Source organism: Paenibacillus contaminans (assembly GCF_003285015.1).
GTDB classification, from domain to species: Bacteria; Bacillota; Bacilli; order Paenibacillales; family NBRC-103111; genus Paenibacillus_V; species Paenibacillus_V contaminans.
On the sequence record NZ_QMFB01000019.1, the window covers coordinates 59,218 to 83,530 of the forward strand.

General features: G+C 52.3%; 26 protein-coding genes and 1 riboswitch. All 26 genes read left to right on the forward strand.

What is annotated here, in order from left to right; genetic code table 11:
• The first annotated feature begins 9 nt into the window (after window positions 1-9).
• Window positions 10-90, forward strand: a riboswitch (ZMP/ZTP riboswitch).
• A gap of 86 nt (window positions 91-176) precedes the next feature.
• The 26 genes from rpiB to DQG23_RS27340 all read left to right on the forward strand — a co-directional run bounded on the left by rpiB (window position 177) and on the right by DQG23_RS27340 (window position 24,021).
• Window positions 177-635 carry a ribose 5-phosphate isomerase B gene (rpiB, locus tag DQG23_RS27215; RefSeq protein ID WP_113034190.1) on the forward strand — a complete coding sequence of 153 codons (459 nt, stop codon included), beginning with the start codon at window positions 177-179 and terminating at the stop codon, window positions 633-635.
• Between the two features lie 82 nt (window positions 636-717).
• Window positions 718-1,359, forward strand: coding sequence for a TIGR01440 family protein (locus DQG23_RS27220; protein ID WP_113034191.1), 642 nt, complete (start codon window positions 718-720; stop codon window positions 1,357-1,359).
• 248 nt (window positions 1,360-1,607) lie between these two features.
• Window positions 1,608-2,864, forward strand: a complete 1,257-nt coding sequence (gene glyA, locus DQG23_RS27225) for a serine hydroxymethyltransferase (RefSeq protein ID WP_113034192.1) — start codon at window positions 1,608-1,610, stop codon at window positions 2,862-2,864.
• 247 nt (window positions 2,865-3,111) lie between these two features.
• Entirely contained in the window at window positions 3,112-3,744 is a 633-nt protein-coding gene (upp, locus tag DQG23_RS27230) for a uracil phosphoribosyltransferase (protein ID WP_113034193.1), read from the forward strand.
• 142 nt (window positions 3,745-3,886) lie between these two features.
• Window positions 3,887-5,035 carry a non-hydrolyzing UDP-N-acetylglucosamine 2-epimerase gene (gene wecB / locus DQG23_RS27235; protein ID WP_113034194.1) on the forward strand — a complete coding sequence of 383 codons (1,149 nt, stop codon included), beginning with the start codon at window positions 3,887-3,889 and terminating at the stop codon, window positions 5,033-5,035.
• A gap of 229 nt (window positions 5,036-5,264) precedes the next feature.
• On the forward strand, window positions 5,265-5,501 hold the full coding sequence (locus DQG23_RS27240) for an AtpZ/AtpI family protein (protein ID WP_113034195.1): 237 nt from the start codon (window positions 5,265-5,267) through the stop codon (window positions 5,499-5,501).
• A complete protein-coding gene (locus DQG23_RS27245; RefSeq protein ID WP_113034196.1) occupies window positions 5,494-5,868 on the forward strand; it encodes an ATP synthase subunit I in 375 nt (124 codons plus the stop codon). Before DQG23_RS27240 ends, DQG23_RS27245 begins: the two co-directional genes overlap by 8 nt.
• Before the next feature lie 36 nt (window positions 5,869-5,904).
• Window positions 5,905-6,687 carry a F0F1 ATP synthase subunit A gene (atpB, locus tag DQG23_RS27250; RefSeq protein WP_113034197.1) on the forward strand — a complete coding sequence of 261 codons (783 nt, stop codon included), beginning with the start codon at window positions 5,905-5,907 and terminating at the stop codon, window positions 6,685-6,687.
• Window positions 6,688-6,774: 87 nt separating this feature from the next.
• Window positions 6,775-6,990: a F0F1 ATP synthase subunit C gene (gene atpE / locus DQG23_RS27255; RefSeq protein ID WP_113034198.1), complete on the forward strand. Its 216-nt coding sequence runs from the start codon at window positions 6,775-6,777 to the stop codon at window positions 6,988-6,990.
• A gap of 192 nt (window positions 6,991-7,182) precedes the next feature.
• Complete coding sequence (atpF, locus tag DQG23_RS27260; protein ID WP_113034199.1) at window positions 7,183-7,668, forward strand: F0F1 ATP synthase subunit B; 486 nt, start codon at window positions 7,183-7,185, stop codon at window positions 7,666-7,668.
• Window positions 7,665-8,210: a F0F1 ATP synthase subunit delta gene (locus DQG23_RS27265; protein ID WP_113034200.1), complete on the forward strand. Its 546-nt coding sequence runs from the start codon at window positions 7,665-7,667 to the stop codon at window positions 8,208-8,210. Before atpF ends, DQG23_RS27265 begins: the two co-directional genes overlap by 4 nt.
• Window positions 8,211-8,226: 16 nt before the next feature.
• On the forward strand, window positions 8,227-9,741 hold the full coding sequence (atpA, locus tag DQG23_RS27270; protein ID WP_113034201.1) for a F0F1 ATP synthase subunit alpha: 1,515 nt from the start codon (window positions 8,227-8,229) through the stop codon (window positions 9,739-9,741).
• Between the two features lie 234 nt (window positions 9,742-9,975).
• Entirely contained in the window at window positions 9,976-10,833 is an 858-nt protein-coding gene (atpG, locus tag DQG23_RS27275; RefSeq protein WP_113034202.1) for an ATP synthase F1 subunit gamma, read from the forward strand.
• A gap of 124 nt (window positions 10,834-10,957) precedes the next feature.
• Entirely contained in the window at window positions 10,958-12,364 is a 1,407-nt protein-coding gene (gene atpD, locus DQG23_RS27280; protein ID WP_113034203.1) for a F0F1 ATP synthase subunit beta, read from the forward strand.
• A gap of 82 nt (window positions 12,365-12,446) precedes the next feature.
• Window positions 12,447-12,848 carry a F0F1 ATP synthase subunit epsilon gene (locus DQG23_RS27285; protein WP_113034204.1) on the forward strand — a complete coding sequence of 134 codons (402 nt, stop codon included), beginning with the start codon at window positions 12,447-12,449 and terminating at the stop codon, window positions 12,846-12,848.
• 359 nt (window positions 12,849-13,207) lie between these two features.
• Window positions 13,208-13,573 carry an NADH-quinone oxidoreductase subunit A gene (locus tag DQG23_RS27290; RefSeq protein ID WP_113034205.1) on the forward strand — a complete coding sequence of 122 codons (366 nt, stop codon included), beginning with the start codon at window positions 13,208-13,210 and terminating at the stop codon, window positions 13,571-13,573.
• The gene (locus tag DQG23_RS27295) at window positions 13,558-14,076 is read left to right on the forward strand and encodes a NuoB/complex I 20 kDa subunit family protein (RefSeq protein WP_113034206.1); all 519 of its coding nucleotides are present in this window, start codon (window positions 13,558-13,560) and stop codon (window positions 14,074-14,076) included. Before DQG23_RS27290 ends, DQG23_RS27295 begins: the two co-directional genes overlap by 16 nt.
• Window positions 14,073-15,254, forward strand: coding sequence for an NADH-quinone oxidoreductase subunit C (locus DQG23_RS27300; RefSeq protein WP_113034207.1), 1,182 nt, complete (start codon window positions 14,073-14,075; stop codon window positions 15,252-15,254). The genes DQG23_RS27295 and DQG23_RS27300 overlap by 4 nt, the downstream gene beginning before the upstream one ends.
• Before the next feature lie 6 nt (window positions 15,255-15,260).
• The gene (locus DQG23_RS27305) at window positions 15,261-16,361 is read left to right on the forward strand and encodes an NADH-quinone oxidoreductase subunit D (RefSeq protein ID WP_113034208.1); all 1,101 of its coding nucleotides are present in this window, start codon (window positions 15,261-15,263) and stop codon (window positions 16,359-16,361) included.
• On the forward strand, window positions 16,361-17,368 hold the full coding sequence (nuoH, locus tag DQG23_RS27310) for an NADH-quinone oxidoreductase subunit NuoH (protein ID WP_113034209.1): 1,008 nt from the start codon (window positions 16,361-16,363) through the stop codon (window positions 17,366-17,368). The genes DQG23_RS27305 and nuoH overlap by 1 nt, the downstream gene beginning before the upstream one ends.
• Window positions 17,369-17,390: 22 nt before the next feature.
• Entirely contained in the window at window positions 17,391-17,846 is a 456-nt protein-coding gene (gene nuoI, locus DQG23_RS27315) for an NADH-quinone oxidoreductase subunit NuoI (protein WP_113034210.1), read from the forward strand.
• The gene (locus DQG23_RS27320) at window positions 17,836-18,363 is read left to right on the forward strand and encodes an NADH-quinone oxidoreductase subunit J (RefSeq protein ID WP_113034211.1); all 528 of its coding nucleotides are present in this window, start codon (window positions 17,836-17,838) and stop codon (window positions 18,361-18,363) included. Before nuoI ends, DQG23_RS27320 begins: the two co-directional genes overlap by 11 nt.
• Before the next feature lie 3 nt (window positions 18,364-18,366).
• Window positions 18,367-18,678 (forward strand): NADH-quinone oxidoreductase subunit NuoK, encoded by a 312-nt coding sequence (gene nuoK / locus DQG23_RS27325; RefSeq protein WP_113034212.1) that lies wholly within the window; start codon window positions 18,367-18,369, stop codon window positions 18,676-18,678.
• 280 nt (window positions 18,679-18,958) lie between these two features.
• The gene (nuoL, locus tag DQG23_RS27330; RefSeq protein WP_113034213.1) at window positions 18,959-20,848 is read left to right on the forward strand and encodes an NADH-quinone oxidoreductase subunit L; all 1,890 of its coding nucleotides are present in this window, start codon (window positions 18,959-18,961) and stop codon (window positions 20,846-20,848) included.
• Window positions 20,838-22,472 carry a complex I subunit 4 family protein gene (locus tag DQG23_RS27335; protein WP_113034214.1) on the forward strand — a complete coding sequence of 545 codons (1,635 nt, stop codon included), beginning with the start codon at window positions 20,838-20,840 and terminating at the stop codon, window positions 22,470-22,472. The genes nuoL and DQG23_RS27335 overlap by 11 nt, the downstream gene beginning before the upstream one ends.
• 4 nt (window positions 22,473-22,476) lie before the next feature.
• Window positions 22,477-24,021 carry an NADH-quinone oxidoreductase subunit N gene (locus DQG23_RS27340; protein ID WP_113034215.1) on the forward strand — a complete coding sequence of 515 codons (1,545 nt, stop codon included), beginning with the start codon at window positions 22,477-22,479 and terminating at the stop codon, window positions 24,019-24,021.
• Window positions 24,022-24,313 lie beyond the last annotated feature (292 nt).

Sequence of the window (24,313 nt, forward strand, 5' to 3'; positions counted from 1 at the left end):
CAAGTAAATAGGACTCAATGTAACTGGCGACAAGTGGGAATAACCACAATGGAGCATTGAGGGTAACGGCCGGTCGCCTGGGCAAAGAGCAACGACGTGGAAGCACGCGTGTGCTCTTTTTCTGTTTTACGGTACGGATAGGTTATACTAAGGGTATGATAACGGGAGGTGTCCTCATGAAAATTGTTATAGGTTCCGATCACGGCGGGTTTGCGTTGAAAGACGGCATTAAAGCGCTCATTCTCGAAATGGGCCACGAGGTTGTCGATGTGGGCTGCGATTGCACCGATTCCGTAGACTACCCGGATTACGCGCTGCCTGTATGCGAACAGGTAGTATCAGGCGAAGCCGACCGCGGCATTCTCATTTGCGGGACGGGAATCGGCATGTCGATCGCTGCGAACAAAATTCCGGGAATACGCTGTGCGCTTGTGCATGATACGTTCTCGGCGAAGGCGACGCGCGATCATAACGACTCCAACGTTCTGGCGCTGGGCGAGCGCGTCATCGGTCCCGGTCTTGCTGCGGAAATCGTCCGGATATGGGTCGAGACGCCGTTCTCGCACGGACAACGCCACGAAACGCGCGTAGGTAAAATCAAAGCGCTGGAAGACAAATATTCGATCCATCCGTAAGCAAAGTTGAAAAAGCCGCCGCGACAGGCAGCTTTGCTAAGCTGTCCGCATCAAACGGCGCTGCAGGAAAGGGGATGCCGCAATGCGGCCAGCTGACGAAATATCCGAGGTGGGCGGTACGGAATCGGACGACCGGCGGCAAGTGGAGCTGGACAAGATCGAAGCCGACGTTGAGACGGTGCTAAGCGAGTTGGTTGAAGTGGGGCGAGTGGAAGCGGGACAAATTGTCGTCGTCGGGACAAGCACCAGTGAGGTGCTAGGCCGCCATATCGGCACATCGGGCACAATCGAGGTGGCGGAGCGGCTGTATCGCGGCATCATGCGAGTGAGAGCGAAAACAGGCTTTTCCCTCGCCTTTCAATGCTGCGAGCATCTAAATCGTGCGCTTGTTATCGAACGGGAGCTGCTGGCCCGGTATCCGGCGCTCGAACCGGTATCGGTTATTCCCGTACCAAAGGCGGGCGGCTCTATGGCCGCATATGCATACCGGCATTTTCAGCAGCCTGTCGTGGTGGAAGAGATCGCCGCACATGCAGGCATCGACATCGGCGGTACGCTGATCGGCATGCATTTGCGACGCGTCGCGGTTCCTTTGCGGCCGTCGATTCGCTTTATCGGCCACGCGCCGGTGCAGATGGCGTACACGCGTCCGAAGCTGATCGGCGGCGTTCGTGCCGTCTACTCCGAGGAAGCGGCTAACGAGGCGAACGGAAGCTGTTCGTAGGACCGTGATGAAGTGCCGATGCTTTCTTTCAAAAGGGGCGGCGACAACAAAAAGTCGTCCCGGTTAACGCGCAGCTTCCTTCGTAAGGGGAGTCGCAGTGTTTTTTACGAAAATGCGCGTTTACGCTGGGTTTTCAGCATAGCGTGCGACCTGTCGCCCGACGGAAGATGCATATGATCGTTTATCCTTGTATCTATTTTTATTCATAATGGATGACCAAAAACATAACGACTCAGGAGGAATCGAACATGGATTTTTTGCGTAAAGCGGACCCGAAAGTATTGGAAGCGATGAATTTGGAGTTAGGTAGACAGCGTGACAAAATCGAGCTGATTGCTTCGGAGAACTTTGTCAGCCCGGCTGTAATGGAAGCGATGGGATCGGTTCTGACGAACAAATATGCGGAAGGTTATCCGGGCAAACGTTTCTACGGCGGCTGCGAGTATGTTGACGTAGTGGAAGATATCGCTCGGGATCGGGCGAAGGAACTGTTTGGCGCGGAGCACGCGAACGTACAGCCGCACTCCGGCGCACAAGCGAACTTGGCCGTATATCTGGCAACGGTAAAGCCTGGCGACACTATCCTCGGGATGAACCTGGCTCATGGCGGTCACTTGACTCACGGAAACCCGGCTAACGCATCCGGCTTATTGTACAATTTCGTAGCTTACGGCGTTAACGAGCAAACGTTCCGCATCGATTACGACGAAGTCCGCAAAGCTGCATTCAAGCATAAACCTAGAGTGATCGTAGCGGGTGCGAGCGCGTATCCGAGAACGATCGATTTCGAAGCTTTCGCGCAAATCGCCAACGACGTAGGCGCCCTGTTCATGGTTGATATGGCGCATATCGCCGGCCTCGTTGCGACGGGACTTCACCCGAATCCGGTGCCGCACGCTCATTTCGTAACGACGACGACGCACAAAACGCTTCGCGGTCCGCGCGGCGGGATGATCCTGTGCCGCGAAGCATGGGCGAAAGAAATCGATAAAGCCGTATTCCCGGGCACGCAAGGCGGTCCGCTCATGCACGTTATCGCAGCCAAAGCGGTTTCGTTCGGCGAGGCGCTGCAGCCTTCGTTCAAAACGTACGCACAGAAAGTAATAGACAATGCGCAAGCCATGGCTGAAGAATTGCTTGCTCAAGGCCTTAACATCGTCTCGGGCGGTACGGACAACCACTTGCTGTTGGTCGATCTGCGCGGCATCAATCTGACCGGTAAAGTCGCTCAGCACCTGCTTGACGAAGTAGGCATCACGGTAAACAAAAATGCGATTCCATTCGATCCTACGAGTCCGTTCGTTACTAGCGGCATTCGGATCGGTACGCCTGCTGCGACTTCCCGCGGATTTGACCAAGCGGCTATGAAATCGATCGCCCAAATGATCGCACTTACGCTGAAAAATCCGAACGACGCAGCCGTTCACGATAAAGTTCGCGGCATGGTCGCCGATTTGACGGCACAATATCCGATGTATCCTAGCCTGAACTACGGGCAGGCATAATGAAACTTTCCTTATAATAAACGGAACGGGTCGCTTGCGGCCCGTTTTTTCCTTGTAATACTTTTTTTCAGCGATTTTCAAATACGATTTACAAAAACGTTAAATCCGATACTGCATGTTTAACGATTGTGGTATAATAAGCAAGGTTTCTGTAAATTCCTGTTGACATCAGGCGAAAACATGTTGCACCGAAATCCGGATGCGATCGTCGGAGCCTGGCCTGTAAGCAGACAATCGGGAGGACAACATGGGTAAGGTGTTTGTTTGCGATCACCCTCTGATCCAGCATAAATTAACGTACATACGCGATAAAAATACGAAGACGAAGGACTTCCGGGAACTGGTGGACGAGGTATCCTCGCTCATGGCGTACGAAATTACGCGCAATGTCGCACTCGAGCAAGTCGAGGTGGAGACGCCGGTTACCAAGACGACTTGCCACATCGTTTCGGGGAGCAACAAACTTGGTCTTATACCGATTTTACGTGCCGGACTCGGCATGGTCGACGGCATGCTGAAGCTGATGCCTACCGCAGAAGTCGGCCATATCGGACTGTACCGCGATCCTCAGACGTTGCAGCCGGTCGAATATTATGTAAAGCTGCCTACGGATCCGACGCAGCGCGAGCTGATCGTCATCGATCCGATGCTGGCGACAGGCGGCTCGGCGATCGCCGCAATCGATCTTCTCAAGAAGCGGCAGTGCACCCGCATCAAGCTGATGTGTTTGATTGCTGCGCCGGAAGGCGTGGCCGCCGTTCAGAAGGCGCATCCTGACATTGATATTTACGTCGCTGCAGTGGATGAGTATTTGAACGATCACGGTTATATCGTACCGGGTCTTGGAGATGCCGGCGACAGGTTATACGGGACGAATTAATCTTGTGCGACGAGCAAGCGGGCGGCGGTCTGCGACATTGCGACCCCGCTTTTTTGGAGCGCATGGGCTTAGCCCGCAGCCGCTGCAAGCCGTTTAACGGTACTGCTTGCTTGGCGCCTTAACGATAGGGGGAAACAATCCGATGAAGCGCATAAAAGTCATGACCATCTTCGGGACGCGCCCCGAAGCGATCAAGATGGTTCCGCTCGTTCTCGAATTGCAGAAATATCCGGAGCAAATCGATTCGGTCGTTTGCGTGACCGCCCAGCACCGGCAAATGTTAGATCAGGTGCTCGAATTGTTTCACGTGAAACCGGATTACGATCTCGACGTCATGAAAGACCGCCAGTCGCTTAACGAGCTTACGGTCCGCGTCCTGCAAGGGCTTGATCCGATTTTGAAGGAAGCGAAGCCGGATATCGTGCTGGTTCACGGCGATACGTCGACGACATTCCTCGCCAGCTACGCAGCTTTCTTGCAGCGTATTAAAGTCGGTCATGTGGAAGCGGGACTGCGTACATGGAACAAGCTTTCACCGTATCCGGAAGAAATGAATCGCCAGCTCACAGGCGTGCTGTCCGATCTTCATTTTGCTCCAACCGACTGGTCGGCGGGCAATCTGAGGAACGAAAGCAAAGCCGAGGATGCGATATACGTAACCGGCAATACGATTACCGACGTGCTGCAATACTTGGTTAAAGAAGATTTCGCGCATCCTATGCTCGATTGGGCCAAGGACGGAAAGCTTATTCTAATGACAGCGCACCGCAGCGAGTCGCAAGGCGAACCGCATCGGCAAATTTTCCGGGCGGTGAGACGAATCGCCGACGAGTTCGAGGATGTACGCATTGTGTATCCGGTTCATCTGAACCCTGCCGTCCTGGAACCCGCTCACGAAATTTTAGGCGGTCATCCGCGCATTCAGCTGATTAAACCGTTGGATGTTTTCGAATTGTACAACTTCTACCCGCATACGCATCTGATTTTGACGGATTCGGGCGGGATTCAAGAAGAGGCGCCGTCGTTCGGCATACCGGCACTGGTGCTCCGCGATACGACAGAACGTCCGGAAGGCGTCGGCGCCGGCGTACTGGAGCTGGTCGGCACCGACGAAGAAACGGTCTATAACAGGGCTAAAGCGCTTCTTACGGACAAATCGCTTTACGATAAAATGAGCAAATCGTCCAATCCTTACGGAGACGGGCAAGTATCGACGAGAATCGTTAAGGCGATTTTGCATCATTTCGGCTTGGCGTCGGAACGTCCGGAACCTTTTTCCCCTAGTAAATAATGGTGTTTTTAATGAGGGGTCAGGCAGCTATATTCGGCCGATATTGAGACAAGCTTTAACACATGCCGAAAACTCCGCACCGTACAGTGGCACTGTTCGGTTTCCAAAACCGGGAAGCCTTGAATTATAAGGGTTTGTCGTGAAATGTTCACGAAATGTTTGATTTTTGGTGAATTGACATTGCCACCTTGCTCCGATACAATAAATGAGGATTGTTAGGGGTTGTGCCATGAAGAATTCGGATTCTTCCAACCAGAGTCCATGGCGGGCTGCTGGATTACTTGGGGCGATTGGTCTGGATGTTGCGGCCTGTACGGTACTCGGGTATTTCGGCGGACGTTATGCGGAAAGCATTTTCGGCGGAGGAAAAGGATGGGTTATCGGAGGCGTGCTGTTCGGTTTTTTCGTCGGCATCGCAACGGTCGTGCTGATCATAAGAAAATTTATGGAGGACGACCATGATTGACTTATCAAGCCATCTACGAACTTTGCTGCGCGCAACTCTTTTTCTTATGGCTGTTGGACTTGTTGGTTGGGCGTTGGTTCCTTCGGTTCGTCCCTATGCGGCCGGCATTATGCTGGGCGCGGTAGGCAGTCTCGTCAATGCGCATTTGCTGCGTTACAAGATTGAGATGTTGGGGCAGCAGATTGCCGAAAAAACGCAAAAACGAGTCGGTTTGGGATTTGTGGCCAGGATCAGCGTGGCGCTTATTGCCGTTATGGTGGCGATCAAGCAGCCCGGCGTCGATTTGGCCGCGACTATCGTTGGATTATTTTTTGCCCAAATGGTTACACTCCTGTTAGGTATGGTAACCATTTTTAAACGTAAGTAGCAATACAACCCATAGGAAAGGGGTGAAAATGGACTAATGCATGATTTTCCTACATGGCAAATTGGTGGTTTGAATATTGACGTTTCTACTTTTTTGGCGATTATCGTTTCCTGTGTAGTCGTATTCGTGCTGGCTCGCGTTGCAGTAAGCAACCTGTCAGTCGAAAACCCTTCCAAGATTCAAAACTTCATGGAGTGGGTCGTCGAGTTCGTACACAACCTGATTGCCAGCACTATGCCTCTTAGCAAGGTGAAAACGTATCTTTCTCTTGGCATGACGCTGATTCTTTTTATTTTCGTTTCCAACCTGCTCGGCTTGCCGTTCGGGATTGTTACCGAGCACACCGAAGAAGTTAAACTTTTCGGGCATACGCTAATTTCCAATGAAATGATTCAAAAAGGAATCGATAAAGGCCATCACGGTGCAGAAGTGGCTTGGTGGAAATCGCCTACCGCAGACGTATCCGTTACGTTCGGTCTTGCAGCTATCGTCTTTTTCTTGACGCATTTCCTTGGTTTGACGCGCAATACGAAGCATTATCTCAAACACTATTTCGAGCCGTTTCCTTTCTTCTTCCCATTGAACGTGCTCAAAGAGCTTTCGAAGCCGCTGACGCTCAGCCTTCGTTTGTTCGCAAACATTTTTGCGGGTGAGGTACTGATTTCGACCATTCTTATGGCCGGCATCTGGGGAACTCCGCTTCTTGCCGCTTGGCAGGGCTTCAGTCTTTTCGTAGGCGGCGTACAAGCCTTCTTGTTTACGATTTTGACAATGGTGTACATTGGCTCGGCAGCTATCCACAATGAAGAAGATCATTAGAAGTTGTCGCGCTCATTTAAGAGGCAAAGCCTCTCGGGTAACAACCCGTATATTTTAGATTCACCACTATGAGGAGGATGTTTACAAATGGAATTATTGGCAGCAGCAATCGCTATCGGTTTGGGTGCACTTGGCGCAGGTATTGGTAACGGTATGATCGTAAGTAAAACGGTAGAAGGCATTTCCCGTCAGCCTGAGCTTCGCGGTACGCTTCAAACGACTATGTTTATCGGTGTCGGTATCGTCGAGGTAGTTCCAATCATCGGCGTCGTTCTTGCATTCTTGATGTTCTTCCAAGCGTAATTCACAGCCCGTTTGTTGGCGGGGAAGGCCTAAGCCATCCGCGCCTTCATTTTTGCCTAAGACTGCACGGCGTTTACAACAGGTGAAGACATACATGGTTTCGCCGGTCTTGGGTTCTTAAAAACGAGAGTGCTTGTGAATAACAGGTATTAAAGAGCGATTCTTTCGAATGATTGGAAGGGAGTGACAGGAATGGCGTGGAAATGGGAGTCGTTTGCATTCGCGATTTTAGCCTTTGCAATTTTGTACTGGCTGTTGAACAGATACGCTTTCGGGCCGCTTTTCGGCATGATGGAGAAGCGTCGTGAAATGATCGCTCAACAAATGAAATCGGCCAGCGACAATCGCGATCAAGCGGATAAACTTCTGGCAGAACAGAAAAAAGTCATCGAGGAAGCCCGCAAAGAGGCTTACGCGATTATCGAGCAGTCCCGTACGATGAGCAGCAAACAAGCGGACGAGCTGATTCAGAACGCAAAAGCGGAATCCAACCGCATCAAAGAAGATGCGCTTAAGGATATCGAGAGCGAGAAGAACAAAGCCGTTGCTGCATTGCGCGGTCAAGTCAGTGCGATGGCCGTTATGGTAGCATCGAAAATTATCGAGAAGCAAGTGGATGAAAAGTCGCAAGAAGAGCTCATTGACAAATACCTGAAAGAGGTAGGAGGCAAGCTATGAGCGGCGGTACGATCGTAGCAAAAAGGTATGCTAGAGCGCTGTTTGAAGTGGCGCGCGAGCAGAACCTGGTTGCACAGGTGGAGGAAGAGCTGCGTTCGGTGCTAGCGGTTATTCGGGACAATCCCGATTTCGGCCAGCTGTTGCAGCATCCGAATATCGCATCCGCAGCGAAGGTCGAAATGGTCAAAGAGGTGTTCGGCGATCAATTGTCCGAAACCGTCTTTAACACATTGTGCCTTTTGTTGGAAAGACGGCGTGAAGACGCGCTTTCTTACGTGCTCGACGCTTTTGTCGCAATCGCGAATGAAGCGCTCGGTCAAGCGAATGCTGTCGTGACTTCGCCTACGGCGCTTTCCGACAAGGAAAAAGAAGAAATTACAGCACAATTCGGCAAGCTGGTCGGCAAAAAAATCCGAATTGAAAATGTTATAGACGCAAGCTTGATCGGCGGCGTACAAGTGCAAATCGGCGATCGTTTGTTCGATGGCAGTTTGTCCGGCAAGCTGACTAGGCTGCAAAATTCGTTCTCAAAAGCACAATAGTTAGGGGTGAGGTTCGTTGAGTATCAGACCTGAAGAAATCAGCACGCTGATTAAAAAGCAAATCGAAAATTATAAATCCGAGATTCAAGTCGTTGAAGTCGGTACGGTTATTCAGGTAGGTGACGGTATTGCCCGTGCACACGGTCTAGATAGCGTTATGGCCGGCGAGCTGCTCGAGTTCTCGAACGGCGTTGTGGGTATGGCCTTGAACCTCGAAGAAAGCAATGTCGGTATCGTTATCTTGGGGCCTTACAAAGATATCCGCGAAGGCGACCAAGTAAAACGCACCGGCCGTATCATGGAAGTTCCCGTAGGCGAAGAATTGCTCGGCCGTGTCGTTAACTCGCTCGGTCAGCCGGTTGACGGCAAAGGTCCGATCAACACGACGCAATTCCGTCCCGTAGAATCTCCGGCACCAGGCGTAATGGCGCGTAAATCCGTTCATGAGCCGATGCAAACCGGTATCAAAGCGATCGACTCGATGGTTCCGATCGGCCGCGGTCAACGTGAGCTTATCATCGGCGACCGTCAAACCGGTAAAACGACGATTGCGATCGATACGATCATCAACCAAAAAGGCTCCGGCATGAAATGTATTTATGTCGCGATCGGCCAAAAGCAATCCACGGTAGCGAACGTCGTAGAAACCCTCCGCCGCAACGGCGCGATGGACTACACGATCGTTGTTACGGCAAGTGCATCCGAACCGGCTCCGCTCTTGTTCTTGGCGCCGTACTCGGGATGCGCGATGGGCGAGTACTTCATGTATAAAGGCGAGCACGTGCTCGTTATCTATGACGACTTGTCCAAACAAGCTGCCGCATACCGTGAGCTCTCCTTGCTCCTGAGACGTCCACCGGGCCGGGAAGCTTACCCTGGTGACGTATTCTATCTTCACTCCCGTTTGCTCGAGCGTGCAGCTAAGCTGAACGACGAACTGGGCGCAGGTTCCCTGACTGCTTTGCCGTTTATCGAAACGCAAGCGTCCGACGTATCCGCCTATATCCCTACGAACGTGATCTCGATCACGGACGGTCAAATCTTCCTGGAATCCGACCTGTTCTATTCCGGCCAACGTCCGGCGATCAACGTCGGTATCTCGGTATCCCGTGTCGGCGGCTCCGCACAAATCAAAGCGATGAAGAAGGTTGCCGGTACGCTGAAGCTTGAGCTCCAGCAATACCGCGAGCTGGCTGCGTTCGCGCAGTTCGGTTCCGACCTCGACAAATCGACGCAATCGATTCTGAACCGCGGCGCTCGTACGATGGAAGTTCTGAAACAAGGCGTTAACGAGCCATTGCCTGTCGAGAAGCAAGTCGTTGCTCTCTACACGGTTATGAAAGGCCATCTGGACGAAACTCCGGTTCAAGACGTTATCCGCTTCGAGAAAGAGCTTCTGGCGTTCCTTGATTCGAGCCATTCGGAAATTCTCGCTTCGATTCGCGATACGAAGGATCTGGTTGCCGACAACGAGAAAGCGCTCGTTGACGCGATCAATAAATTTAAAAGAAGCTTTGCGCCATCTGCTTAGTCGTCAAGGATTTTGTCCCGACGCCCGGAAGGTCCAAACCAAGCTGGCTTTCCGTAAGGAAAGCTTAGCTTGTGCCTAGGGCTGTTCGGATATGGCGGCGGCACGAACGCAATCGATATAAGCTCCGACGCTTCGGAATAGCTCGGAGCGCCCTTTCTAGAGCGGCTTGCCGATGCAAGCTTGGCTATTCTTTACGAAGTAACTTGCTTATGCAAGTTTGAAGGTGGTGAAAGCATGGCAAAAGGGATTCGCGAAATTAAGCGCCAAATCAAGAGTAAACAAAACATGCGTCAAATCACGAAAGCGATGGAAATGGTTGCGGCCTCCAAGCTGAAGAAAGCGCAAAACAGCGCCGAAGCGGCACGTCCTTACGCGGACAAGATCAAGGAAGTAATCGGAAGCATCGCTGCAGGTACGAAGGGCATTAAGCATCCGATGCTGCAATCGCGCGAGATTAAGAAGACCGGATATTTGGTCATCACGTCCGACCGCGGTCTTGCAGGCGGCTACAATGCCAACGTATTGCGTAAAGTGATTAACACGATTCACGAGCGGCATAAATCGAACGACGAGTTCGCTATTTTCGTCGTCGGACGCAAGGGCAGAGACTTCTTCAAGAGACGGAATATCGCCATCCACGAAGAAGTGACGGGACTTCCCGACGCGCCTTCGTTCGCGGACATCAAAGCGGTTGCGGCTGCTGCCGTAAGAGGCTTTGAGAAAGGCGAATACGACCAGTTGTACCTGGTGTATAACCAGTTTATCAACGCGATTTCGCAAACGCCTGTGGAGAAAAGACTGCTCCCTCTTGATGATATGAAAACCAGCGGTCCGACTACGGATTATGAATATGAGCCGTCGCCGGAAGCCGTGCTTGAGGTGCTGCTGCCGAAGTATGCGGAAACGCTTATTTACAGCGCTGTGCTTGAAAGCAAGGCGAGCGAGTTCGGCGCGCGTATGACCGCAATGGGCAGCGCGACGAAAAATGCGACGAAGATGATCAACGGACTTACGCTTCAATACAACCGTGCACGTCAAGCGGCAATTACCCAGGAAATTTCCGAGATCGTTGCCGGAGCGAACGCGCTGTAGGCTAATGGTCGTTTGAACGGAAAAGAACTGACTAAGATGATTTCGATGCTGTTTTGCAGACGCAAAATGCAGCTTATGCTTTCGATGTCGGTTTGCTAACGCAAATCGTTTAGGAGGGAAAACAATGAGTAAAGGACGCGTTGTTCAGGTCCTGGGTCCGGTTGTCGATATCGAGTTCGAGCGCGGACAACTGCCAGAGATCTTGAATGCGATCAAAATTCAACAAAAAGCCCAATCGGCGAACGAGCAAGACATCAACCTTACGGTTGAAGCGGCTGTTCACCTTGGGGACAACATGGTTCGCTGCGTTGCGATGTCCTCCACGGACGGACTCGTTCGCGGAGTTGATGCGGTTGACACGGGCGCTCCAATCAGCGTACCTGTAGGACCGGCGACACTGGGCCGTGTATTTAACGTTCTTGGCGACCCGATCGATAACAATGGTGATGTTGATCGTTCGATCGCTCACCCGATCCACCGCGAAGCTCCGAAATTCGACGAATTGACGACGCAAGCGGAAATGCTGGAAACGGGCATCAAAGTTATCGACCTTCTGGCTCCTTACATGAAGGGCGGTAAAATCGGTCTCTTCGGCGGTGCGGGCGTAGGTAAAACCGTAACGATGCAAGAGCTGATCCACAACATCGCTTCCGAGCACGGCGGTATTTCCGTATTTGCCGGCGTAGGCGAAAGAACGCGTGAAGGTAACGACCTTTACCACGAGATGAAGGATTCCGGCGTTATTTCCAAAACGGCGATGGTATTCGGACAAATGAACGAGCCGCCAGGCGCGCGTCTTCGCGTAGCATTGTCCGGCTTGACAATGGCCGAGTATTTCCGTGATGCGGAAGGCCGTGACGTTCTTCTGTTCGTCGATAACATTTTCCGCTTTACTCAAGCGGGTTCCGAAGTTTCCGCATTGCTCGGCCGTATGCCTTCTGCGGTTGGTTACCAACCGACGCTGGCAACCGAAATGGGCCAACTGCAAGAACGGATTACAACGACCAAAACCGGCTCCGTTACGTCGATCCAAGCGATCTACGTTCCTGCGGATGACTATACCGACCCGGCTCCTGCTACGGCGTTCGCCCACTTGGACGCAACGACGAACCTGGAGCGCGGTATCGCGGCAAAAGGGATCTTCCCAGCGGTTGACCCGCTTGCATCGAGCTCGCGTATTCTGTCGCCGCTAGTCGTTGGCGCCGAGCACTACGAAGTGGCTCAAGGCGTAAAACGGATTTTGCAGCGCTACAAAGAACTTCAAGACATCATCGCGATCCTCGGTATGGACGAGCTCAGCGACGAAGATAAAATAACCGTAGGCCGCGCGCGCCGCGTAGAGCGTTTCTTGTCGCAGCCGCTGCACGTTGCCGAGCCTTTCACAGGTACGCCTGGTATCTACGTACCGGTTAAAGAAACGGTTCGCAGCTTTAAAGAACTGTTGGAAGGTAAATATGACGATCTTCCGGAAGCGGCATTCTTCAACGTAGGTACGATTGAAAATGCGGTCGAGAAGGCTCAAAAGCTGTAAGTTTTGACGAAAAAGAGTTTTTAACGCAAATTTCGGCGAAAGCCGGAGAGTTGACGGCAAAAAACTCTTGGGAGGGTTCAGAGTGAGCAATTTTTTACTGGAAATTGTCACTCCCGAGCGCAAAGTATACGCGGATCATGCGAATATGATTATCGTGAAGGGAGTTGCCGGGGAACTCGGCATTTTGCCGAACCACATCCCTCTCGTTACTCCGCTGAAAGTGGCGCCGATTACCATTAAGAAAGACGGTAAAAACGAGCAAATTGCCGTAAACGGCGGCTTTATGGAAGTCCGTAAGGACAAGGTCGTCATTCTCGCGGAAAGCGCAGAGCTTCCCGGGGATATCGACGTGGAGCGTGCGAAGGCGGCTAAAGAACGTGCCGAGAAACGTCTGGGCTCCAAGCAGGATGAGGTCGACTTCCGCCGTGCGGAGCTCGCTCTTCAGCGTGCTTTGACCCGGATCGATGTGGCCGGTAAGAAATAACGGTTTGAGCATGAAGGCGCAAAGGGTAACCTTTGCGCCTTTTCTCAGTGTATCGGAAAGGAAAGTCATCGCCGATTGTTCGATTTTTATGTAAGCGCACTCTTCTTTTAGAAAAGAAGGCGCAGTCGTTAATTCTTAGGTCGATACATATTATAGAAGTGAAGGGAAATGTTGTGCGTTATGTTGGAATATCCGTCAAACGCAGCATTTGGCAATATTTTGGGGAAATGCGAATGAAAAATATCGTAATAACGCATCATGATAAAGGACGTTAAAGGAAAAATCAGTTAGACACTACTGATGGCTTTTGTTATAATTGGGACGGAATTTAATCCAAATCTACGGAGGGATACGGCAGCATGTACATGAATAATTATGTCATTGTGGCGATTTTCATCGGACTCGGCATCTTCCTGCCTGTAGCCGCACTGACCATCGGCAGAATACTGCGACCAAGCAAGCCGGTTTATGAAAAATTGACCACTTATGAAAGCGGTAACGAGCCTGTCGGTGTAGGACAAGTTCGCTTCAATATCCGCTATTATTTGTTTGCGTTGATGTTCGTCATCTTCGACGTGGAGACGGTTTTTTTATACCCTTGGGCAGTGGCATATAAGCAGCTGGGCTTGTTCGCGCTGGTCGAAATGCTGATCTTCGTTTCGCTGCTGGTTGTAGGCCTGATTTATGCTTGGAGAAAGAAGGTGCTTCAGTGGACTTCTCTTTAGAGTCAATTTCTCCGGAAGAAAGAAAAGAGCTTGAGCGCAATGTATTTATGACTACACTTGAGCAGTTGAAAGCATGGGCGAGAAGCAATTCGCTTTGGCCGCTAACGTTCGGGCTTGCTTGCTGTGCAATCGAAATGATGGGAACCGGCGGCTCCCACTATGACCTCGACCGTTTCGGCGTCATATTCCGGACTTCTCCGCGCCAATCGGACGTCATGATCGTAGCCGGAACCGTAACGAAGAAAATGGCTCCGCTCCTTCGCCGTCTTTACGAGCAAATGCCTGAACCGAAATGGGTTATCGCAATGGGATCCTGCGCAACTGCCGGCGGACCGTACGTCAAGTCCTACGCTGTCGTTAAAGGGGTCGATCAGGTGGTTCCCGTAGATATATATATTCCTGGTTGTCCCCCGAATCCGGCTGCCTTGATATACGGAATCAACAAGCTTCAAGAGAAGATCCGTTATGAGGCGAAGACAGGGAAGCAGGTGACGAACCAATGAGCGAGGAAAAGAAGGATTCCGAATTAAAGCCGGAGGAAGCCGCGAAAACAAACGAGATCCCGTCCGCCGACGAGAAAAAGGAAGCGGATTCATCTGCTGCCATTAGCCGAGATGACGCTCAAAAGCAATCGCCTGACAAGCCGTCTTCCACGGCGCCTTCGGAGGCCTCCACAGGGGCTTCTGAAGCGGAAAACGTACAATCTCCTGCAAGCGGAGATGAAGCTCCTGCAGCGGCTGCGAAGCCCGCAAACAGCGATTCGGCCAAGCCCGATGGAGATGCGGCTCCTGCAGCTTCAAGCGCTGATGCGGAGAAGGAAGCCAAAATAAAAGCCGCGGCGGAAGCAAGAGAAGCGCGTGCGAGGGAAAGAGCGGCTAAAGCGGCTGAAGCTGGAGAAGGCGGAGCCGAAGCGGCCGCACCCGCAGCATCGGGCGGAGATGCGGACGCAGAGAAGGAAGCCAAAATAAAAGCCGCGGCGGAAGCAAGAGAGGCGCGTGCGAGAGAAAGAGCGGCTAGAGCGGCAGAAGCCGGAGAAGGCGGGGCCGAAGCGGCCCCACCCGCAGCGTCGGGCGGAGATGCAGACGCCGAGAAAGAAGCGAAAGTGAAAGCCGCGGCGGAAGCAAGAGCGGCCAGAGCGCGAGAACGCGCCGCCAAAACAGGCGAAGGCGCGGATGCAGCGCCGGCAGCCCCAAAGGAGCCGTCGCCGAAGCAGCCTGTTCTCGATCGCCTCGTACAGCTGCTTAAAGACCACGTAGCGGAGGATGCTGTCGAAGAGGCTTCCATTAACGAACGCGGCGGACACCGTCCGACGATCGTCGTGAAAGGCGATCATTGGCCGGCTGCGGCTGAGTTGCTGAAATCGAGCCCGGAGCTCGACCTCAACTATCTGCGCAATTTGTCGGGCGTCGATATGGAAACGCATCTGGAGGTCGTTTATCATCTTATCAGCCTGAACAGCAAGGAAGAATATACGGTGAAGGTGAAGACGAATCGTGACGAGCCGACTGTTCCGTCGGTGACGCCGATTTGGTCGACCGCGAACTGGAACGAGCGTGAGGTGTACGACTTGTTCGGTATCGATTTTCCGGGACACCCTGACCTTAGACGAATTATGATGTCGGACGAATGGGTCGGACATCCGCTGCGCAAAGATTATGAACCGCTCGACCCGGAGGTGTAACCGAACGTGATACGGACAGAAGAGTTGCTGCTTAACGTCGGACCTCAGCATCCGAGTACGCATGGCGTATTTCGTATTGTTGTCAAACTGGACGGCGAAGTGATCACCGAGGCGATCCCGGTCATGGGATACTTGCATCGGGGCACCGAAAAACTGGCTGAAAATCTTACTTACACCCAGATCATTCCCTATACCGACAGGCTGGATTACGTTTCGGCGATGACGAACAACTATGTGCTCGTTAATGCCGTCGAGAAGCTGATGCAAGTCGAAATACCGGAACGCGCCGAGTTTTTGCGGCTGATCGTTATGGAGCTTCAGCGGGTCGCCAGCCATTTGGTATGGTGGGGAACTTATTTGCTTGATATCGGGGCGATGAGCCCGTTTTTGTTTGCATTCCGCGACCGCGAAAAAATTATCGATCTGTTTAACGAGCTGTGCGGCGCACGCTTGACCTACAATTACATGCGGATCGGCGGGGTCAAATGGGACGCTCCCGAGGGCTGGATTGACAAGGTGCGCGATCTCGTTCCGTACATGCGCGATAAAATGGAAGAGTATAACACATTAGTTTCCGGAAACGAAATATTCCTGTCCCGGATCAAAGGGATCGGCAAATATGACGCGCAAACCGCGATCGATTATGGGCTTAGCGGAGCCAATCTTCGCTGTACGGGAATTGACTGGGATATTCGTAAAAAGCAGCCTTACTGCATTTACGACCGATTTGAATTCGATGTGCCGGTACGCAGCGGCGGAGACTGCTATGACCGGTATTTGATCCGTATGGAGGAAATACGCCAGTCTCTTCGCATTCTGGAGCAGGCGGTGGAGCAGTTCCCGGCGGAAGGCGACATCATGGGTAAAGTGCCGCGCGTGCTGCGCGTACCTGAGGGTGAAGTCTATGCGGCTATCGAATCTCCTCGAGGCGAGATCGGCTGCCATATCGTTTCGAAAGGAAAAGACAAACCGTACCGGTTGAAATTCAGAAGGCCGTCCTTCGTGAACTTGCAGATATTGCCCAAGCTGCTGGTAGGCGAAACGATGACCAATATGATCACCATTCTGGGCGGCATCGATATTGTCGTAGGGGAGGTCGACGGCTAATGGAAAATCTGCTGAATGAGCAGCTGTCATGGTGGAATTTCGGCGTTTTTTCTTTCTGGGCAGTCGTTCTGCTCGTCATCGTGCTGGGCTACGTTACCTACGCAATCTATTTCGAGCGCAAGATCCTGGGATGGATGCAGCTGCGGCACGGTCCCACGCGGACCGGCCCGCTAGGCTTGCTTCAAACCGTTGCGGACGTCGCGAAGCTTCTCATTAAAGAAGATACGATTCCGCGGAAGGCTGAACAGACCTTGTTCAAGCTTGCGCCGATCATTATGTTCATTCCATCGTTCGTCGTGCTCGCGACGATTCCGTATACGAGCAGCTGGTTTTTCGCTGACCTGAACGTCGGCATGTTGTACTATGCGGCGCTCTCCGGTATTTCGACGATAGGCGTCGTGTTAGGCGGATGGGCTTCGAACAACAAGTATGCGCTTCTCGGGGGCATGCGCTCCGCTGCACAGATGATCAGCTATGAAGTTCCGCTCGTTATTTCCGTCACAGGCGTCATCATGATGTCCGGAAGCCTCAATATGCGTACGATCGTAGCCGCACAAGAAGGGGCGTTCTGGCATTGGAACTTTCTGCCCCAAATTGTAGGCTTTATTGTATTTATCATCGCGGCGGTTTCCGAGCTGAACCGGACTCCGTTCGACTTGCCTGAGGCGGAGTCGGAGCTTGTAGCGGGTTACCACGTAGAATATAGCGGTTTTCGCTTCGCCTTCTACATGCTGGGCGAATACGTATACACGTTCGCGATCGCTTGCCTGACTACGGTTCTCTTTCTTGGAGGCTGGCATGCGCCGCTGCCGTTCCTGGATTTCATACCGGGCATTATCTGGTATCTGCTGAAATTTACGCTCGTCGTCTTCTTCCTCATCTGGCTTCGCGGCACGCTACCGCGTGTACGTATCGACCAACTGATGAGTCTTGGCTGGAAGGTGCTGCTGCCGCTGTCTCTCGTCAACGTGATCATTACGGCTGTCGTGATCGAGCTGACTAAATAAAAGGTGGAGGGGTGAGTCGAGAATGAAAGGGATAATGAAAGGTCTAGGCTTTACGTTCAAAAACATGACGCGCAAAAAAATAACGTACGCCTATCCCGATGTGCCGTTGATCATGCCTGACCGCTTCCGCGGGATCCAGCATTTTGATCCGGAGAAGTGCATTGTATGTAACGCTTGCGCGCGGGTATGCCCGACCGATTGCATCACGCTGACCGGGAAGGCGAATCCCGACCCCGAGAAAAAGGGCAAGGTTATCGACACGTACGATATTAATTTTGAAATATGTATTTTGTGCGATTTATGTACGGAGGTATGTCCGACGGAAGCGATCGTCATGACGAACAATTTCGAGCTTGCCACTTACAGCCGGGACGAGTTGTTCAAAAACTTGAATTGGCTGAACGACAATAACCAGCATATTCGCCAAGAAAACAACTCCGCTATGCCGAAAGGAGGAGCGAAAAAAGATGCTGAATAATCTCGCCGACTTCTTCTCCAGCGGCAGCAATCTCGTCTTTTTCTTCTTCGCGATCCTCGCGATCGGCGGCGCGATTTTTATGCTAAGCTTTACGCGGGTCATTCACATGGTTCTGGCGTTGGCGCTGACTTTCCTTAGCCTGGCCGGTCTTTACGTACTGCTTGAGGCGGAATTCGTCGCTTTCGTGCAAGTGCTCATCTATGCGGGGGCGATTTCGATCCTGATGATTTTCGGCATTATGATGACGAAGCATCAAGGCGAGGAAGAAGAACCGCGTCGGCCGCTGCATTCCATACTGACAGCCGTAGGCGCTTTGGCGCTTTTCGGGATTTTGTTCTATGCGATTCAGCAGGCCACCTTTCCGACCGCCGGCGGCTTTGAACCGGGCGAAGACAATACGCTTGAAATCGGCAAGCTGCTGTTTAATGTCCATGTCATACCTTTCGAGCTGATGTCGGTGCTTTTGACCGTCGCATTTATCGGTGCGATCGTGATCGCCAAGAGGGAGGAGGAGTAGCCAATGAGCGGTTCCATTGCTCCTTATTTGACACTGGGCGCGATTCTATTCTGTATCGGTCTCTATGGGGCGCTCTCCAAAAAGAACGCGGTTATCGTGCTCTTGTCCGTCGAGCTGATGCTGAATGCCGTCAACTTGAATTTAGTCGCTTTCTCCAAGCTTGGCGTCAATCCGTCGCTGACCGGACAGATTTTCTCGCTCTTCACGATCACGGTGGCCGCCGCTGAAGTTGCCGTCGGCATCGCGCTTTTAATTTCGCTCTTCCGCAACAAAGGAACGGTTGACGTTAACGAAATGGATTCGATGAAGCATTAGCCTGGCGCTTCAAGCAATCTGGCTTGCGAACCAGCTCTACGAAAGCCGGCCTTACGATGCGCTTTCATTACGATAAGAGCTTGAAGCAAGCAAACTTAGCGAGTTTGTGCAAGCAAACCTTACGATGTGCTTTCTTACGGAAAGCGAGCTTTAACCTTACGATGCGAGTTTGCTACCGCAAACTTAGCGGCTGCTTACGATGTGCTTTCCTTACGGAAAGCAAGCTTAACCTTACGATGCGAGTTTGCTCACGCAAACTTTTAGGAGGTTCCCAAATTACATGGTATCCGACTACTCACAATACGCGTGGATCGTTCCGCTGTTCCCGCTTGCGGCGTTTCTCCTGCTGACCGCCTTTGGCCGCCAGCTGAGAGAGGGCGGCGTATTCGTCGGCATTGTTGCCGCTTTCGCTTCATTCGCGCTGTCGCTGCTCATTTTTTTCGAGCGTGCCGGCGGGCAGATGGAGGATTATACGTGGAACGACCTGCAATGGATTAAAGTCGGCGACTTCACGCTGAATATGGGGTTTGAAGTAACGAACCTGAATGCGCTGATGCTTGTCATTGTCACGCTGGTAAGCTTACTCGTGAACATTTACTCCAAAGGGTATATGCACGGGGACGAACGAATCTCTACCTTCTTTGCTTACGTGTCGCTGTTTACATTCTCGATGCTTGGGCTCGTCATCTCCGTTAATATCGTGGAGCTCTATATCTTCTGGGAGCTTGTAGGCGTCTGCTCTTTCCTGCTCGTCGGGTTCTGGTACTTCAAGCCCGAAGCGAAGGCTGCGGCGAAGAAGGCATTTATCGTTACCCGGATCGGCGATGTCGGGCTGTTCATCGCGATTCTGCTGTTGTACTGGTACATGCCCGGCCACCAGCTTGATTTCAGCTCGATCCATAATGCCATTCAAGATAAGGCGATCGAGCCAGGCATCGTTACCCTGATCGCGATTCTGATCTTCGTAGGGGCTGTCGGGAAATCGGGTCAATTCCCGCTGCATACGTGGCTGCCCGATGCGATGGAAGGTCCGACCCCGATAAGCGCACTGATTCACGCGGCGACGATGGTAGCTGCCGGCGTATATCTGGTTGCGCGGACGTACGACATTTTTCTCGCATCCGAAACCGCATTGCTGGTCGTGGCGCTAGTCGGCGGCTTTACGGCGATTTTCGCCGCTACGATCGGTACGGCTCAGAACGACATCAAGCGCATTCTCGCATACTCGACCGTCAGTCAGCTGGGCTACATGATGATGGCGCTCGGTCTCGGGTCGTGGGTTGCATACTCGGCGGGTATTTTCCACCTGTTTACGCACGCGTTTTTCAAAGCGCTTCTGTTCCTCGGGGCAGGCAGCGTCATTCACGCGGTGCATACGCAGGATATCCAGCTGATGGGCGGACTGTCCAAAAAGATGAAAATTACGACGATCACGTTCGCAATCGGAACGCTTGCTTTATCCGGCATTTTCCCGTTCTCCGGCTTCTGGTCGAAGGATGCGATTTTGGCGGAAGCGTACCACTCGAACCAGCTTTTATTCTGGATCGGCTTGATTGCGGCGTTCTTTACGGCTTTCTACATGTCGCGCCTGTTCTTCCTGGTCTTCACCGGAAAGAAAAGATCGGATTACGAGCCGCATGAATCGCCGGCTTCCATGACGCTTCCGCTTATCATACTCGCGGTGCTCGCTGTCGGCGCAGGTTTCGTGTTCATGCCGGAGCTGAACCCTTGGCTGGGCGAATGGCTCACCGACGGCAAAGCGGCAGAAGAGCATATCAATTGGGTTGTCGTCATTCTTTCCAACGCTGCGGCCATTCTAGGCATTTTGCTCGGCTGGGCGATATTTGCCAAAGGCTCGATCTCTCGAGAGCTCGTATCGAAGCCGATGCCATGGCTCGTCACGCTGCTGAACCGCAAGTATTACATCGATGAAATTTATCAAACGATTATCGTCAAGCCGCTTCGCGCGATCGGTTTTGCGCTTAATGCGGTAGACGACTTCATTATCGACGGCATCGTCCGTTTGACGGCGACCGGCGTCGTATCGCTCGGAAGGCTCGGCACGAGGCTGCAAAACGGCCAGGTTCAAACGTACGGTTTGATTACGCTGCTCGGACTTATCATTTTGGCTGTCGCTCTCGTCGGAAGGAGGTTCATCCATGTTGGCTAACATCCCGATACTCAGCATGATCGCCTTCTCTCCGCTGCTCGGTGTGCTAGTGCTCCTGTTCATGCCAAAGTCGCAAGGCCGCTGGATCAAAGTGATCGGCATCGCGACGACGCTGATTCCGCTTGTGCTTGCGACATGGCTGTATATCGATTTCAATCAGCAAAGCAACAATTTGCAGTACGGCGAGCATTATGACTGGATCAACGTACCGCTCAACAAAGACGTGCCGAATCTCGAGCAGTACGGATTTACCTCGTATTACTTGAAATTCAGCTATAGTCTGGCGGTGGACGGCTTGTCGCTGCCGATGGTGTTCCTGACGGCGCTGATCGCAACGATGGCGGCGCTCGCCTCCGTATACATCAAGAAACGCTGGAAGCTGTACTTCATTTTGTTCTTGCTGCTTGAAGTGGGTATGTTCGGCGTGTTTATGTCGCAAGATTTGTTCCTGTTCTTCGTTTTCTTCGAAGCCACGCTGATCCCGACGTTCTTCCTTGTCGGTATCTGGGGGTATATGAACAAGGAGAAGGCGGCGAACAAGTTTTTGTTATACAACGGGCTGGGTTCGGCCGTCATGCTGCTGGCTTTTCTCATTTTGGTCGTAACGGCCGGCTTCTCGCAGGTGCAGGATCAGGCGAGTTCTTCGATTTATTTCAGCGGGAACCTCGGCGACATCGTAACGAACCTGTTCACGCCCGATTCTGCGGTTAACGCCGGAGGGGAAGGCAATCCGTTTTATATGAGCGGGAACTTGAAATGGGCGGTATTCATACTGCTGTTAATCGCTTTCGGCATCAAACTGCCGATCCTGCCGTTCCATACATGGATGTTGAAAGTCCATATGGAAGCGCCGCCTTCCATCGTTATGATTCACTCCGGCATTTTGCTTAAAATGGGCGCTTACGGCTTGATCCGTTTCGGCATTCTGCTGTTCCCGGCGGAAGCGAAGGAATGGGCGTTCGTACTCGCGCTGCTCGGCTTGATCAACATTGTGTACGGGGCGATTCTGGCATTCGTCCAGAAGGATTTCAAGCTTGTGCTGGCTTACTCCAGTATCAGCCACATGGGCGTCGTTCTGCTTGGGATCGCAGCGTTCAATCAAATCGGAATGGAAGGCGCAGTTTTCCAGATGGTATCGCATGGTCTCATCTCGGCGCTTATGTTCTTGCTTGTCGGCAGCATTTACGAACGTACGCAAACGACGCAGCTCGATAAACTCGGCGGGTTGGCCGGCTCCGTACCGTTCATGAGCGGCATCCTGCTTGTAGCGGGAATGGCTTCGCTGGGTCTTCCGGGCTTGTCCGGATTCGTCGGCGAATTCCTTGCCTTCCTCGGCTTGTTCGGTTCGATGAAGGTCGTAACGGTCGTCAGCGCGCTCGGTATTATTTTGGCAGCAGTCTACGTGCTTCGCGCCGTGCTCCGCATTACGTACGGACCGATCAACGAAGCTCACCGCTCGATCCGCGATGCGAGGCTCATTGAAGCGATTCCGATGATCACGCTTGTAGCGTTCATCATTTTGCTTGGCGTATATCCGGCGATCGTAAGCCAGCATCTGCAGCAGACGGTAAACGGCTTCGATCAGTTTATTCAACAAGTCACATCGATGAAGACGGGAGGTTAGACCGATGGAGCAACAAGGGCTTCAGCTAAGCGATTTGTACACGTTAGCGCCGGAGTTGACGTTGGTCATAGCCGCCATCGTCATCTCGTTGATCGATTTATTCATACCGAAGCAAGTCAACCGAAGCCTGCTCGGCTGGCTGACGCTTGCAAGCATTATCGTTTCGGGCGTTTTCGTTTCTTTGCAGATCGGACCCACTTCGCTAATTGACCCGGCTAACCCCGAGTCCGGCGAACTCCTTAACCTGCTGGGCGGAAGTTACCGGGTAGACAACTTTGCCAACCTGTTGAAGCTGATTTTGCTCGGATCGACGGGGCTGATCATCCTGATGAGCATCGGCTCGGTCAAAGAAGAGGACATCCCGCATAAAGGGGAGTTCTATTACTTCTTCCTGCCGGCCGTGCTGGGCGCGATGATTACCGCTTCCTCAGGGGATTTGATCACGCTTTTCGTGGGGTTGGAGCTGCTCAGCATTACATCCTATATTATGGTGGGTATGCGCAAAAAGGATCATAAGTCGAACGAAGGCGCGTTTAAATACGCTATACTCGGTGCGGTTTCGTCGGCTACCATTTTGTACGGGATGTCGTTCCTGTACGGCATGTCCGGCTCTACCAATCTGATGGCTATCAATGCGGCGCTTCAGCAGGCGGATCCTTCTTTCTCGGCGCTTATCTACGTATCGTTCTTTCTGCTCCTTGCGGGCTTCGGCTTCAAAATAGCGGCCGCTCCGTTCCACAACTGGGCTCCGGACGTCTATCAGGGCGCTCCGACGCCGGTTACGGCATTTTTGGCGGTCGTTTCGAAGGCTGCGGGTTTTGCCATCTTGTTCCGCGTGATGTACGGCGTATTTTACGGAAATTCCGGAACGCCGGAGCATCCGATTGGAGAAGACGCATTCTTCTCGCTCAGCGTACTGGCCGCGATCGCGATGATTATCGGTAATGTGACGGCGCTGCGGCAAAAAAATGCGAAGAGGCTGCTTGCCTACTCAGGGATCGCAAACGCAGGTTACTTGCTGGTCCCGATTGCGACGCAATTCTCGCTCGTCCATTACACGAACTTCTCGGAATTTGCATATTATTTGCTGGCGTACGCGCTTATGAACATCGGCGCCTTCGCTGTGCTTCTGATTATCGAGCGTTCAACGGGCTCTTCCGAAATTAGAGGATATGCCGGTTTGTATTACCGGGCGCCATGGACGGCCGCCGCGATGGTGCTGCTTATCTTGTCGCTCGCGGGTATTCCGGTGACGGGCGGCTTTTTCGGAAAGCTGTTCATTCTAATGGGCACCCTGCAAAACCAAACGTACTGGCTCGCTGCGATTATGCTTGCGACGAGCGTCGTTTCGTACTACTTCTATTTCAGTATTATCCGTCAAATGTTCATGCGCAGCGACGAGTCGTCTCCGATTCGTACGACGCCGACGTTAGGGATTACGATCTGGATTTGTACGATCGGCACGGTGGCGATGGGCGCTTATCCGCAAGGCGTGCTCGGCTGGATTCAGGACATGTTCAAGCTGACGCGCGATTTGTTTATCGGTTAAATAGGAGCAGCCTGAATCAACGAGGGAGTTTCGAATTCGAAGCTCCCTTTTTTGCGTGGAGAGATTCGTAAAAAATTGCCCGGTACTATCTTTCGCCGATTGTTCTATTTCCTATAACGCTTGTCCCTGGTGGGCGTGCTGGCCAAATTTGAAGCCGATATACGGAGAAAATGGGGGTTTTTCATAAGGGTTGTATACGACGAAGCTGCTAATCTCTCAAAATTGGTCAAAATGAACCGAAATCGGCACATTTGGCATGAAATAAAGACTTGAAAAATGATATGATTGAAGT